We start from the raw sequence: 15495 nt of genomic DNA on the forward strand, positions 1-15495 counted from the left end.
GGGCGAGTTAGTTTAATCAAAAAAAGGCCTTTTTTCTGCGCTTGGCTAAGGCTTTATGATGCCACCATCATTTTTTCTTAAAGTACCCATACCGTTGTATTTGATCGGGTATTTCGCAGCCTCTTTTTCATTGATATCGATACCTAATCCAGGCTCTTCAGTTACAATAAAATAGCCGTTTTTGATCATTGGGCATCCGGGAAAAACGGACTGCACCTTTTCATTAAACATTTGCCCTTCCTGAATTCCAAAGTTGTAGACAGCAAGGTCGATATGGTTATTGGCCTGGTGTCCAACCGGGGAAGTGTCTCCCGGTCCGTGCCACGCAGTTCTTACGTTATACCATTCTCCTAAACGAGCCACTTTCATTGCCGGCGTAATACCACCAATTTGGGAAATATGACAACGAATAAAATCAAAGTGCTGGCTGGCCATCGGGTCCCTGAACTCGTTAATATTATTGAACAATTCGCCCATTGCCAAAGGAACACTGGTAGTGGCCCTTAGTTGTTTAAACCACAACATATTTTCCGGTGAAAATGGATCTTCAATAAAAAACGGCCTGTAATCTTCCAAAGCTTTAATAGTGTTGATTGCCTGTATCGGCTCTACCTGCTCGTGCATGTCGTGCAATAACTCAACCTTTTCGCCACACTTTTTTCGCACGTATTCAAACATCTTTGGAACCCGCCTTAAATATTCGGCCTGGTCTGAATAACCATCGGTTTTCCTGGCATAGTTAGCGGCTTTAAAATCCGGAACCACTTCGCCAAAAGCTCCCACACCTCCATAGCCGCCCTGCTGAATTCGTACATGTCGCCAACCCTGGTCCATAAACTTTTGCACCTGGTCAGCAATGCCTTCAACGGTTGTTGAACTGGCGTGAATGTAAGTATCTACGTTGATGCGACTTCTACCACCCAACAATTGATAAACAGGCATTTTCGCCCGTTTTCCTTTAATATCCCACAGGGCCTGGTCGAGTCCTGAAAGAGCGTTATTCAAAACGGGTCCGTTGCGCCAGTAAGAACTTACATAGGCCGACATCCACATGTCGTCGATGTTGTCGACGTCTCTTCCTTTACAAAACTCGTTGAGGTAAATATCTACTGCAGGAACAACTACTGCTGCCCGTTGCGTAAACGTTGCACAGCCTAGTCCATACAACCCAGGTTCTGAAGTTTCGACCTTTACGATCACTAAATTCGATCCGCCTGGCGCAGTCGTAATAGCTCTGACCCTGGTGATCGTTACCGGTGGAGCTCCTTTTTGATAGCCCGGTGTTTCATATTTTTCAGCCCGTGCTTTAGCACTGCTGAACATGCTAAAAAGGCCGGTGGAACCGCCGAGGGCGAGCATCTTAAGGGCCTTGCGGCGGCTGTTTGTTGGTTTGTCAAATTCGCTCATAATTTCATATTTAATGCAGTCGTTAGATTTTTGGCTGATCTAAAATTCGTTTTTTTTGAATTCATTTAAAAACCCTTTTTATCAATCGGCGTAGTTTAAATTATTTCAGAGCCTTTTTCTTAAAACCGTAAAGTATTACTGAACCGATTTTAAACATTACAAGTCTTTTGTTTCGGCCGGATGTTTTTCAATGTCTCATCGTTGCGTCGCACACTTGTACTTTTTGTGCAATTGCAACGATTTTAAATAAACAGCACCGGGAGTTTCTACGGTAGTTAAAAACGTCTCTTATTAGCTTTAGCCCCTTTTATCCAAATCCGTTTTCTGACTTAAAAAGGTTCATTGCTGCTTATAGTTACTTCTTTAAAAGAGTGCGACGCAACGGAAGTTCAATAGAAATTCCGTTGCTGGTAACAAAAAAATTATTTTCTATTACTACAGGATCAGTTTGATTGCCGCTTGCCAGGGCTTCAAAAATCCCCTGTTATCGCACTTATTTATTTTACGTAGTCTTTGGCTATGATTTAGCAACGTCACTTTAGAAAATAAAAAGCCATTTCTAATAACCGTTACAAAGAACTTTTGGCATTTTTCGGCATTGGAATATCCTGCGGTAGTGGAATTTTCTTCTTCAGAACTCTGCCAGCATAGCCTGTCAAGTACAAATAATAATCGGATGGAATTCCTTCTTCAAATTTTATAAACGGACTTTGACCAACAGGCGGATTTTGAGAGACTTTCATAATGGCTGTTCCTTCATCCACTTCATCATACATAGCTACATAAATCATCTGTGCACCATTTTTTATGGCACCGCTTAGTTGTGTCCAAAAGAACTTCCCACGATTGCGGGGTATTTGGTTAAAGAGTGAGTTTGGATTGAGGTTGTGCCAGCTAAAGCCGGGAAAAACATTGGGCACATAATCTATCTTATTAGCCTTGCACCATTCCAGATCTGCCTTTTGGACGGAAGCATATTCTGCATAGGAGGCCTCGTCTTTATAACGTCCCACGGTCCATGGATGAATGATGTCTACCTTTTTTAGAATTTCATGCAAAAAAGGATCTTTCAAACAATCCCTTCCCATGTCTCGCCAGTAAGTAGGTACACCGAGCATTACAGAACAGCCGCCGTACTGTGGATCGTTTTGTAAAAAATCAACCAGCTTGTCAACCGTTTTGAGCGTATAGGCACGACCGTCATTAAAACCAACTCCCCATATTACTACCAAAGGTTTTCCATTATGGTAGAGGTACGTTTGCTTATTGCCGCCACTGGTCACCTTCAGGCTGTCTACCAGCATTTTCCAATCATTTATAAAAACAGGAATATCTGCAGTATCACGCATGCCGGACAGATCATACATGATGGCGATAGCACGATTGTATTTTTTAGAGACTTTAAAGGCATCATCTATCACTTTTATAAAATGATTGCGATTGCTTCCGTCGCCTGTTTTACGTGTATTGCCAACAAAGCGTTGCATAAAAACACCGTCGACATCGTAATCTTTCATCCATTTAAAACGCACATCCGCAGTTGACTCATCACGGTTGCTGGGAAGATAAGCAGTGCTGCCATCAGCATTTTTAAAAGGCGTGGGATAGACTTTTTTATATTCATCTACAGTAGGCCAAACATCAATTTTAATATTACCATCAGCCAGTGGCTTTTTAGTCCTGTTGTCAAGATAATGACCCCATCCCCGGCCGCCACCATCGTCGGGTGTGCTATGCCAGCCTTGATAGCCGGCCATAATCAAGCCCTTATAGCTTGTAAACTGCGAAGTGGCGCTATGCTTTCTTTGGGCATTTGCATGCAGGCAAAGAAGTGCTGTTATGAAATATAATAGAGGTTTCAAGAGAATGATTTTTTATGAGAAGTTTTTTAAAAATTAATATTAATCGTTGTGTTTAAGACTAATGAAAATCCCCGCAGGTAAACAAAACTCATCCAGCTTTTGAAAGATGCTTTATTATACATATTCAATCGATTCAATAACTTAAGCGTCATTGCGAGGAGGCACGACGAAGCAATCTGCTCTATATTAATCAACGTGCTGTTTAACTCAAAAAGCAGATTGCTTCGTTCCTCGCAATGACGGCCACCTATGCCTTACAAAAAGTGCTACAGAGGTTTCTCCTTTTTAACAGGAACAATATCAGATCCATAAATCTTACCCTGCTTTGCATTGTTTTCCTTAAAGCCCGAGATATAATAGTTATTGGTCAGCTCTGTCGAAACTTCGCTTGAGTGCAGCTTTGCATACACGTTGTCGCCACTAGCCTCCCCAGGCATTTTTTGAGCGAAGTAAGAAGAGTAGACATGTACCTTTCCGCCCCTGTTATCTATGGCTGGTGCACCTGACCGTTGAAAGTTGGCCTGTTGCAAACGTACAGTACCGCTATTGATGATAGCCCCTACAGTAGGACTACCCCAAAAGGCAGTATTGTAAAGGATCAACCTGGCATCAGGGTGAACTTTACTGGTACGGGCTGTGCCTCCCATAAAAACGTATGACCTAACCGGCTCTGCTGTTCGTGTATTAACCAACTCGGAGTTGATCGCCACTATTTTGGTGTTTTTGTCAGCATCTTCTACAAATAAAGAATAGGAGCATCCATCCGAACCGTGGCCTACAACCGTCATTTCTCCGGGATACTTACCGGTTATTGAATCTTTCAGAAAATGTAAACCGTAGAATGAACCGAAAACGAAGTTGTTGAAAATGGTCTGGTTTTTAATGTCGGCGAATTTAAGCGCACTGCAATTTGACTGTATAAAACGTGTCAATGATACTCTCGGATATCCCTGCCCGCCCTGCGGAAGTCGGGATCCATAGTGCGGGTTAAGTTGCATGTTGCGGATAAATCCACCTTCAGCGCCTCCGCCAACCCAAATGCCTGCTCTTGCCAGTACGCCGCCGAAATAATCAACATAGTGTTTGCTTGTGTTGTATGAAGCGAGGTCAATTCCTTTATCCCCGCCTCCTACAGTCACATTTACGATATATACTCCCGGACCTTGTCCCTGTATTAAAAAAGGCGTTCTCCTGGGATTTTCAATGCTAGAACCGTCTGTGGCTAAATTTAGTTGCGCAATGGTAATTCCCCTGATACCTGCTCCTGCCCCAAGTTGTATCAGTGAAGCCCCTTTCTCTCCATTTGCACCTCCGGCATAATTTGTAAATATGCCAACACCACCGCTTTGCGTATGGTGCTGTACATCCCATGTTCCCCGCAATTCAACTCCCGGAGGAACTTTGATTGGGCTATTCAGTAAATATCTTCCAGCCGGTAGATACACTGTACCACCGCCCGCAACCTTCACCTCATTAAGTGCATGTTGCAATTGAGCCGATACATCTTCTGTCGGTTGTTCGTTGTTAAAGCCGGTTGCTCTCGGCAGGTCTACCTTTAAGACCCTGTTCGAGACGGCTCTCGGGTGTACTTTAATGTCTGTTACTATATTTTTGGGAATTGGATCAAACAAATAACTTTTGCTATTATTCACGTCAACTTTGGCGGATTTGCTATTGTTCTTAATTTCTAATTTGCCGTTATAGCCTGAGTTCACTGATTTAAGCGTGTTAACATCAGATCCTAAAAACACGTGACCGAGAGGTTTTTTAAACACGCTTTGGGTAAGTAGCACGTTGCCATTGTTTATTTTTAGTGCGTATTCGCTGTAGTTGCTAAACGTACAATTTTCAAACGAAACAACTCCGTCGCTGCCATCGCTGACGATTGGCCCGGTAAAATCTACACCATTGAATTGGACCGAGGTTTTGAAATCGTTATAGAAATACACTGCGTTACCCCCTTTTGCCGCTCCAAAGGTAGAGTTGGAAATAAGCAAACCATATGGGTTCACGGCCTGTACGTAAATGCCGGTGTCACAGTTTTTCATATGTATTTCGTAAAACTGCGCATTTGGAGCATCGGCGAAACCGGGCTCTTTGCCAACCCACGTACCTGTCTTGTAGTCGGATACATACAGTTTAGACACATACTCCCAATCCGATCGGTGCATGTTGAAACCAGTAGCGTTCGTTCTCGTATATGCAGCAGCTTTGGCAAGAGAGGGTGAACCTGGAAGCCCGGAATTTGCCCAGTACTTCGGGTCTACTTTCACGTTCTCAATACGGCCAATATCTGTGCAAACATGCACTTCAATTCCTGTGCTAAGGGCAGTCATATAGCTGTTTAAAAGATAGTGCAGTTCGCTGGGAGCGGAATAAAAACCGTTGTAGGAATTTACAAGCGTTACGTTTTCAATTGTAGCGCAGTCGCCGCCTGGTTGAAACAGTGTCCATGGGTAAGGCTTTATGTTATTGATATCCTGTTCAGGGTACCAAATGGATAGGTTTGTGACGCCGGTGCCCGAATTCATATCTATAAACCTGTCCGCTATGCTGGTATAAGTAGTTCGTAATGCATTATTAGCCTGGGCATCGTTCCACCAGCTTTCAACAGTTCCGTTATAATTTGGTGCGTCTTTACCAACCCGTACTTCAAGAATAGTTCCCAGAACTTTTCCATTGTTCAATTCAGGATTTGCCCAGTCTCCCCGGAGCTGCACGCTCGATGGGAGGTTCAGCACGTACTGGTGCTCGAAGTCTTTCATTACCTCCTCTGCACCCTTTCGAACTCTCACCTTGCTGGTGGCGCTTTGCGTACTGCGAAACTCATAATTGCCGGCAGGTATATACACAACCCCACCCCCACTTTTATATGCGGCATCAATTGCAGCCTGGAAAGCGGCCCTGTTATCGAAGCCACGTTTAGCTTTAGCGCCAAATCTCTCATCCGTAACAACAAAGTCCGAAACGACCCAATCTTTTGTAGGATAAATGGTCTTTATACTGCGTTGGCTTACCTCCTGTTTAATAGGCGTTGTCTGAGCGTTAGCAACGTTTGCTATAAAGATTGCTATAACGGCAATCGTAGAGATTTTACCCAACAGTGAAATAGAACCGGTAATTCTAAAATTCATCATACTTATGTAGCCTTTCGGGCTGTCGGTTTTTGAAATAGTCTCTGTGTGCATCAAGCTGTTTAGTTTCTGGTCTATTCTTGTATGACTGGTGAATTATGAAGTAGAGTACAGCGGAGTGCAGTATGATTGATAAATATGAAAAAAATGAAAAAGGGTGCTTAAAAGCTTCAAACACCCTTAATGTTGCTTGAGATTTCAAATGATAAAACTTACTTTCCTACCTCGATTTTTTTGATCTCCGAGTAATTATACTTTCTGTTGGCATCGTTCACATTCGCACCTACCCGCACATTGTAAGTATAGCCAGACTTTAAAGGCAACGGTCCGATCGTGTATACATTGCTTGTTTCAACGTCGCCTACTTCTGTTAGCCACGACTTATTAATCTGGATCCTTTTGTTATTATACTCGGGGATATTGATGTAGTTTGACTCGCCGACAAATTCATTTAGGCTTAGGTACGGCTTGATCTCTACGATATTTGGAAGTCCGACACGTTTCGGTGCTTTTAACCGGATCTTTAACGTGAGGTTTGTCCCTTGCAGTGAAGTATCGAAATCAATCAACTGCAAGTAAGGGGTTACGGTGAAATCCTTCTGGGTTCCACCATTGCTAAAAGCTACATTCTTCACTGTATCGGCCGGCCAGAAGGGACCGCCATAAGGGAGCATATCGTAGGTTCCAGCAAACAACTTGTTGTTATTGTAGGTTCCATCCTGTTTAACCGGGATGCTTTGGTTTACAGGCACAGTTTCTTTCCACGATCTTTCCCAAATACGTATCGACCAATCTGCCTGCGAACTTAACAGCGGCTTGCCGGTGTATGAGTCAATTATGCTTCCTGATATTCGCGCGTCAGGAGCTGCCCAGTTGTCGTTTTTATAGCAGGAGGAAAACGCCATGAGCATCATCCCTAAAACTATATATGTTATCTTCTTCATGATTTGATTGAATGTTTATTAATACAAGGGATTGTTAGGCAAAAGCTTGCTGTTCTTTCCAATTTCGCCACCAGGTATTGGCTCGTAATAAACTGACCTTGAGGCTGTCCAGGTCCTGTTAAGCCTGTTTGTTTCATCCAGGTAGATATACTTTCCTTCATTGGCAACATAATAGCAACTAAGAACCCTGGGACGGAACTGGTTTAACACCTGGTCGGCAGTTCTCCATCTGCGCAGATCCCACCACCATTGGTTTTCGCCGTAGAGTTCACGCTCACGTTCGTCGCGTATAAATTGCAATGACTTTTCAAGCTGATACGAATAGTTCGCTTTGTTTATAGTACCAATATTTGTCATCGCCTGATCAATAGCTGGTCTTGCAACCTTAGCTCCTGCGCGAACACGTAGTTTTTCGATATAGTCAAACGCTTCAGTTCTTTTGTCTAATTCATAAAGAGCCTCAGCTGTATTCAAATAGATTTCGCCCAGCCGAAACACTATCCAGTGCTGACCGCTGCGATATTCTCTTACATCGCTAGTTGCCATATTAGGATTAATATATTTACGGACGTATGCCGAGCCCCATCCATTGTTTTCTCCACCCTGGTCATCAAAGTTTCCATGGGCTCCCGTGATATTTAGCAGAGTACCATTGATTGTAGTAGTCCAACCTCTCCCACCTAAAATCCGGTTTCCACCACTGTTGATTGGAGCGGCATTACTACCACCCTGCGCATCCGCTGCAAGGCCGTTATAACTTCGATAGATACCCTTTTGGATGCTGAAAGTTTTACCTCTTAAAACATCGCCATCAAAATACATGGTGCCCCTCATACGTGGCTCCATATCTTTTTTAATGTCGCTTCTGGTGTTAAATCGCACCGGTGTTCCATCAGAATTTGTATAGGCTGTCATATCATACAACTCCATAAAATCGAAAGGCGGATAACTTTCGGCGCCTACAAATGAAGACATATCGGGCTGAGGAGACATAAGAGCGTCGTAGCTGTGCCTCAGACGTGTATCGTTTGGAACAGTCTGGTCAAAATCTTTAATAAAGATGTTTTCAGTTGAGGTGATGTCTAAAAACAGGTTGGCAAAGTTGGTTGCTTTATCAGGATAGTCCTTAGTATACAAGCTATAAGGTCCCGTTTCAACAAATTTGCCTGCGTCTACCGCATACTGAAAAAACTCGCTTGCTTTAGATGGATCAATTCCTGCTAAACCAGCCTTGGTAGCCGCTTCTGACTGAAAGCCGAGGTACTGTGTATATTTTGCAACTGAACCGGCATAAAGCATCGCACGTGACATCAGGGCAGCAGCGACAAACTTATTAGCACGGCCTCTTTCACTGTTCGCGGGCATATTATCCATTGCGAACTTCAGGTCGGAATAAATGAATTTCCAGGTATCATATTCTGTATTACGGGAAACTGCGAGCGAGTCTTTGGCGCCAAGAGGATCCTGCACTTCTTTGATAATTGGAACTCCGCCATAACGTTTTGCAAGACCGAAATAAAAGAATGCACGTAAGAAAGAAGCTTCTCCTAACAGAGCATTATACGTGTTAATTGGAAACTTGCTTTTATAATTGGGGAAATTTTGAATAAAAAGGTTCACTTCCCGGATGCGGTTATAGGGCCAGTAGCCAAAGCCGCTGTTATTAGGTGTTTGCCAGGTATTAAAGAACTCACCACTCATATTTCCCTGGCTGTTTTTACCTGCTTCCCAATAGTTAGTTGGGCGAAAAGCGTCACCGCCGCTTGGGCCATTATTTCCATAATAGTTGAAGTCTTCAATGGGCAGGTAGTTATAAAGTCCGGTGAAGTATTTCTTCACACCAAACTCATTACCAAAAAGCTCCGGCTCGCCCAGTATGCCTTTAGGCTGCAGGTCCAACTTTTGGCAGGAGGAAATAACCACTGCCAAAAGCACCGCATAAAATAAAATATATCTATTCATAATATACTTGTTCATGTGTTGTTAGAATTTAAGTTTCGCGCCGATCGTGTACGTTTTCGTAATCGGGTCGTTATAAAAATCGATGAAATTTGTAGAGGAGCTACCAGCAGAACCGGGGCGTTCAGGATCTACATTTTTAAGCGGGGTAAAAGTCAAAAGATTATATCCGCTAACGAATAATCTAAAGTCTTTAATTCCGACTCTTGATAACATTCTAGGACTGAAAGTATAACCTAACTCGGCCGTTTTTAGACGCATGTATGATGCGTTCATTACGCCGTTGGTGCCTGTTCTACGTCCGTCATGACCCGTCGCTGGATAGTAGCCCGGAACCCACTTTGTACTTGGGCTAAAATAATCAGCACCTGGGTCTTGAGGGTGCCAACGGTCCATAAACCATGTCAACGTATTTTGTCCTCCAAAAGCCAACGCTTCAACAAGCACTTCTGAATATTGTACATATACCCCCTTTGCACCCTGCAAATCCAAAGCAACATCAAAGTTCCTCCAGGAAGCACCGAATGAGAGGCCATAATTAAATACAGGAAGACCAGTAGTAGCTATCGGATGGTCATCGTTGCCATCAACTACGCCATCACCATTCCAGTCATTTAGCCACCAGTCACCTGGCAAAGCGCCCTGACCAGTGGGACGTTCGAAGCTGCGTATTTCCTGTAACGAGTTAAACATCCCGCCAGACTCATTTCCCCACCAGATATTCTGGTAACGGTTCGCGGTGCGGTTTCTCCACCTATCGTAGGAATTATTAGCAGGCGTTTCCAACCATTTCGTCCGCATGTATTTAGTAGCAGAGATCTGACCAGTCGCCCAATAAGAAAGAGCATTTTGTCTTCTGCTGCGGTAAGTAAGCGAAACTTCATAACCAAAATTGCGGTCGCTATTTAGGTTTTCCTGAGGCAGGTTTGCACCTACTGTTCCCGGAATAACTGCAGCGCTCGTTGCCAGCAATCCGTTACGATCTCTTCTAAATACATCCAAAGTACCAGTAAGCTTATTCTGGAGCAAACCGAAATCAAGACCGGCGTTATAAGATTTAATCTTATACCAGGTTAGATTTGGGTTGGGAATGCTTGAAGCAGCAACACCGCCATTCAGCACATCGCCGAAGTACCAACCCACACTGTTTCCAGCGAGGTTATAACCTATTGCCGGAGGATAGTTACCTGCTGAAGCGTCATCGCCCAATTCTCCATACGATGCTCTTAGTTTTAGGTCTGAAAGGAAATTGACATTGTTTTTGATAAATCCTTCTTCGCTCAGGCGCCAGCCAGCTGATACAGCCGGGAAGAAGCCAAAACGGCTGGTTGCAGGAAAACGCGAAGAACCATCGTAACGGAACTTGAAATCAAGGAGGTATTTTCTGCCATAGTCATAAGTCACAGATCCTACAACAGATTTACTTGCGCGGTCAAACGGGGTTTGCCCGATACCGCGCTGACGATTTTCTTCACCTGCAAACAGGTATTGAGATTCAATCAGGAGTTCACGAGATGCCAGGAAACCGTCGCGCTGCAGGTAGGTGCCTTCATACAAAAGGAAACTATTTATATTATGCTTATTAAAGGAATTAGTATAGTATAATCCACCTTGTATTGTCCTGTCATAGTTTAAACTCGTTCCTTTCTCCACCAAAGAAGGTGTGTTCCTTGGGATTGGTGAGTAAGTATCATCATTAGGATTATAACGATACACGTTATAGGCGCGCCTGTAATTATTGTAATCTGGAAGACCCATAGTATAATCATACAAACCTCTTGCGGACAAACCCTTGATCCCGGGTATTTCATATTCCAATCGCAGTGTTCCATTATACCTTTTGTCTCTGTTTGTGTTTAGACCAACAAAATCTGCATCTGTCTGCACAATCATATTGTTTCCATCATACTGGAGGAGGTTATCTCCGTTAGGGTAAGCCGGATTATCATTAGCGTAGTAAGGAGCGTCCGGGCGCATTAACCAGGTGGCTTTATAAGTAGGCCAGCCTGAACCATTCGGCTCTTGTGTATTCGTTAATATAGTTCCTATCTGAATTCTTGCTTTCAATCTTTTTGTCAACTGCGCATCTATGTTGCTTCGCATCGCCCAACGCTCCGACTTTAGATCACCACTTTTATAAGAACCTTCTTGTTTTGTATAACCAAGGTTGAAGTAGTAACGCAGTTTATCACTACCACCATCTATGCTAAGATTGTTATCATATTGAGGTGTTGATTTCCTGAATACCTGATTCATCCAATTATACGATTGTTTTGTTCCTTCCTGGTAAGGCTTAAACTGTGCATCTGTAAATGCCGGGTTTCTACGAACGAGGTAATTTCCTGCAAAATCCTGCCAGTTCTGTTCATTCCTTAAGGTCATATATTCCGTTGCGTTCACCCCTTCCGGAACATACAAATATTGCTGCATCGAAAGGCTTGAGTTGAACGTGATGTCCACTTTACCACCTTGCGATCTACCGCTTTTAGTAGTTACCACAATAACTCCATTAGCAGCACGCAAACCATATATGGCGGCCGTTCCGTCTTTAAGAACAGAAACGCTCTCAATTTCCTCAGCGCTCATGCGTGAAAAGAAACCTTTATCACGAACAACTCCATCAACTACAAAGAGCGGATCGCCCATACCACGAATATCAATCGTTGCATCATAGGCACCCGGTCTGGAACTTCTTTGGGCCACGCGTACTCCAGGCAATTTACCGGTTAACATGTTTAGCACGTTCTCATTTCGCGTACGAACCATATCGGAACCTTTGATAGATGATACGGCACCGGTTAAGGTTTCTTTTCTTTGAGTTGTATAACCAACAACTACCACGTCTGCCATCTGTTCGTCAATAGCAGACATTACAATATTGATGACTGTTCTACCTGCGATTGGTTCGGTAATAGTCTTTTTACCTACAAATGAAAAAACAAGTTCGGCCGTAGCGGAGGGAACGCTAATGCTGTAAACTCCTTCATTGTTTGTAGTTGAACCTGTTCCGGTAGCTCTCGCACCTCCGGCAGAAATGTTTACACCGGAAAGGCCTGCACCCGTTGTGTCAGTTACCCTTCCACTGATCACTTTTTGCTGAGCAGCCAGGCAAAGCGGGAAAAGGATCACCGACAGTAGTAAATAATAAATTTTTTTCATGTCATTTTTTGTAATTAAATAATTGATTCTATACCCAATGCAGCGAGTCGTTTACGATCTTTCGCTTTTACTGTCGTGTAATTAAGGCGGGAAGAAAAATGAATAAGGCATTAATTGGGATTGAGTTTTAATTAGAGTTAGAATTTATTTGAGAGCGGTTTTCCATTGTTGTAATCGTTTTGCTGCTACTATCTTTTGTTTAACGGACAGTGGTTTTCATCTCCCCATCCTTGTGTCACTCACTTGTACATGTGGTTAGTAGAATGGACCTTTTTACAGCTTATGTTATTTTGCCGAAGAAACAGCGGCTGTCGAACTTTCCCCTTTTTCATAAATTCCCCATGTTTTGTTTGGTTTTGGCCCCATCTCCAACTCCAGGTGTCCGCCATCAATCAACTGCTTATGCGTAAACCATGGAGTATTCAGAACCTTTCCGTTCAGCTTTGCACTTTGAATGTATTTGTTCACCACCGAGCAATTTTTCGCGTTCAACGTAAACTGCTTCTTGTTAGGTAGATCTATAATTACCTTACTGAAAAGGGGACTTCCAATAGTATAGACCGGCAGCCCGGGAGTTACAGGATAAAAACCCATTGAAGAGAATACAACAAATGCAGTCATTCCGCCGCCATCTTCGTCTCCCGGAATTCCATTAATGTTATCCTTAAACCAAACATCCAGGAGGTATCGGATTCGCTTTTGTGTTTTCCAGGGGGAGTTGGTAAAGTTGTACAGGTAAGGAATGTGAAAACTTGGTTCGTTGCCCATAGAGAATTGGCCAACCAACCCGGTCGCATCAGGAAACTTATTCCAGAACTCTTGTTTTGATCTGCCGAGACCTTCCCTAAACAGTTGATCCAGCCTTTCTTCAAAAGACTTCTTGCCACCCATTAAATCAACCAGGGCAGGAATATCCTGTTGCACCTGCCATAAGTAAGTATAGCCGTTGTTTTCGTCGTAGTATTCACGGCCACCCACTCCGCCATCAAACTTCGGATCAATTTTAATCCAGTTTCCCTTATCATCTTTGGGAAGGAAAAACTGCTTATCGGAATTCCATAGGTTCTTATAATTTTTTCCTCTTGCAGCAAATTGTTGATACTCCTGTTTGCCTAGCTCTTTGCCTAATTCTCCCAAAGCCCAATCGTCGTAACTATTGCCTAGCGTGACTGCAACTGCCTGCCTTTTTTCAAAACCGTGCACCTGCTTAACCGTGTCTTTTTCACCAGGATTTAAAGCAGGGAAATAACCATTTGCATGATAAAAGTCATCGAGAACTGTCTTAGGACCATTCACCCACGGTAGCATTGTAGCTTCCATAGCGTTCTTTTTCATCCCTTCATAGGCCTTCTGGGTATCGAAGTTTTTCAGCCCTTTTCTGTAAGCATCCAAAAAAACGATGGAAGAATGAAAACCATTCATACAAGGATTGTCGCCGAATAAGACCGGAAAAGTTGGCATCCATCCGCTTTGCTCGTACATCTTAACGTATGAGTTAAGCATGTCCTCTTCTAAGGCAGGATTTAAAATGGTTCTTAGCGGATGCAGGGCGAGGTAAGTGTCCCACGACCAATCGTCTACATAAAAAGGACGACTGTCTTTATTCACCTTTTTATTATAACCACTATAATAAGATGAGTCTTCTGAGATGTTAACCATTCTTTCATAACACCGGTACAGCGCAGTATAAAAAGATCGTTTCTGAGCCTCGGTGCCGCCTTCGACCTTTATCTGGGACATTACCGCCTCCCATGTTTTGCGCCCATTATCTGAAACTGACTGAAAACTTAGATTCTTAATTTCTTTGTCAAAATTTCTCTTCGCTTGCTCGGCACTTACGTAGCTAATGGCGTACTTAAACTCAACTTGCTTTACAGTTTCAAGGAAACTGATATAAGCCTTCGCTCCCCTGTCTTCTATAAAATCACCGCTTTGTAATTCGCCGTTCTTTATAAATCCTGTTTTTCCGGCACTACTGAAAAGACCGTAGACATACACTTTAATATCTCCGTGATAATTCTCGATCCCAACCAGTTCTGTTGGAGATAGAAACTTCCATTGGGCTCTTCCTCCATTATAGACGTCAAAAAGAATAGAGCGATCTTTTGCTGCTGGAAATGTGAAACGGTATAACCCTGTTTTTTTACCTGGAGCAAACTCGACAGTAATTCCATCATCAATTAAATAGGTTGAATAGTACCACGGCCGGTTCACTTCCAATTGGTGATCGTAGGTCATTCTATTACGCCAACTGGCAACTGTTACCAGTTTTATGCTTGGTTTAATTGCAAACACTTCCCCCAAACGGTGGGAAACAATATTCAGAGGGAAACTTGAGATTTCGTCGTCGAGGTAGTCTTTCCGCTGCGGGGCAACGCGGATCATTTGATTTGGTAAATGGATAGTTGGCTTTGTTGGCTCAAGCAATTGGCCCACGGTTCCAATTGTAGGATCAATATAATCGACATTAGATTTTAGCTCTTTTTTGCTTTTCTGCCCGAAAAGATTGATACTAAAAAAGCTTGTAACCAGTAAAAAACAAGGAAGAATATAGCGACCAAAGGGTGAAGGGGGAAAGCGGCCCCTGACAAAACGTCCCTTTTGTCTCCCACTTTTAGTGGCAGCAAGAGGAGCAGTTAGATAAGTATTTTTAGTGGCGGCACTGAAAGAGGCACCAATTCGCAAACGTGAAAATGTGGGCATAGGGGCAAGTGTCTCGTTAGAATGAGAGCGCAATTAAGCCTTGAGGCATTAACGCAACCGTTAATAAATGGACTAATTGTTAAATTAATTTCACTTTTTCGAAAATAAATCAGCAAAAGAGGCTTCTTGAGCGGTGCAATCGAGCATAAACATTGAAATTTCGCAAAAACTGCATAAAAACGTCTTTAGGTAAGAAGCTCGAATAATGGCAATTTTAGTGTGGGGTTGATGGGAAGACAAACTGATAAAACGGCAGGAAAATAGTTATTTAAAAAAAGCAGCGTACACCGACTAAAGTTGAAAAGTGCGACGCAACAGCAGTAGATT

At 43.1% G+C, this 15495-nt stretch carries 7 protein-coding genes; all 7 read right to left on the reverse strand.

The features are described from left to right. Positions 1-45: 45 nt before the first annotated feature. Positions 46-1407, reverse strand: coding sequence for an enolase C-terminal domain-like protein (locus SAE01_RS21485; protein ID WP_147205875.1), 1362 nt, complete (start codon positions 1405-1407; stop codon positions 46-48). A gap of 569 nt (positions 1408-1976) precedes the next feature. Further along, complete coding sequence (locus SAE01_RS21490) at positions 1977-3269, reverse strand: glycoside hydrolase family 99 protein (RefSeq protein ID WP_218029216.1); 1293 nt, start codon at positions 3267-3269, stop codon at positions 1977-1979. A gap of 266 nt (positions 3270-3535) precedes the next feature. Continuing rightward, positions 3536-6457 (reverse strand): pectate lyase family protein, encoded by a 2922-nt coding sequence (locus SAE01_RS21495; protein WP_218029217.1) that lies wholly within the window; start codon positions 6455-6457, stop codon positions 3536-3538. A 158-nt stretch (positions 6458-6615) separates the two neighbouring features. Further along, positions 6616-7347, reverse strand: a complete 732-nt coding sequence (locus tag SAE01_RS21500) for a DUF3823 domain-containing protein (protein WP_147205877.1) — start codon at positions 7345-7347, stop codon at positions 6616-6618. Positions 7348-7365: 18 nt separating this feature from the next. Then, the gene (locus tag SAE01_RS21505; RefSeq protein WP_147205878.1) at positions 7366-9324 is read right to left on the reverse strand and encodes a RagB/SusD family nutrient uptake outer membrane protein; all 1959 of its coding nucleotides are present in this window, start codon (positions 9322-9324) and stop codon (positions 7366-7368) included. A 6-nt stretch (positions 9325-9330) separates the two neighbouring features. Then, complete coding sequence (locus SAE01_RS21510) at positions 9331-12465, reverse strand: SusC/RagA family TonB-linked outer membrane protein (protein WP_147205879.1); 3135 nt, start codon at positions 12463-12465, stop codon at positions 9331-9333. 285 nt (positions 12466-12750) lie between these two features. Then, entirely contained in the window at positions 12751-15168 is a 2418-nt protein-coding gene (locus SAE01_RS21515) for a GH92 family glycosyl hydrolase (RefSeq protein ID WP_147205880.1), read from the reverse strand. Positions 15169-15495 lie beyond the last annotated feature (327 nt).

The organism is Segetibacter aerophilus (genome assembly GCF_007991655.1).
Classification (GTDB): domain Bacteria; phylum Bacteroidota; class Bacteroidia; order Chitinophagales; family Chitinophagaceae; genus Segetibacter; species Segetibacter aerophilus.

Excerpts from the sequence above, each read along its gene's own strand:
- SAE01_RS21485 (WP_147205875.1), bottom strand. The coding sequence starts at position 1,407 with ATGAGCGAATTTGACAAACCAACAAACAGCCGCCGCAAGGCCCTTAAG.
- SAE01_RS21500 (WP_147205877.1), bottom strand. The coding sequence starts at position 7,347 with ATGAAGAAGATAACATATATAGTTTTAGGGATGATGCTCATGGCGTTT.
- SAE01_RS21515 (WP_147205880.1), bottom strand. The coding sequence starts at position 15,168 with ATGCCCACATTTTCACGTTTGCGAATTGGTGCCTCTTTCAGTGCCGCC.
- SAE01_RS21505 (WP_147205878.1), bottom strand. The coding sequence starts at position 9,324 with ATGAACAAGTATATTATGAATAGATATATTTTATTTTATGCGGTGCTT.
- SAE01_RS21510 (WP_147205879.1), bottom strand. The coding sequence starts at position 12,465 with ATGAAAAAAATTTATTATTTACTACTGTCGGTGATCCTTTTCCCGCTT.
- SAE01_RS21495 (WP_218029217.1), bottom strand. The coding sequence starts at position 6,457 with ATGCACACAGAGACTATTTCAAAAACCGACAGCCCGAAAGGCTACATA.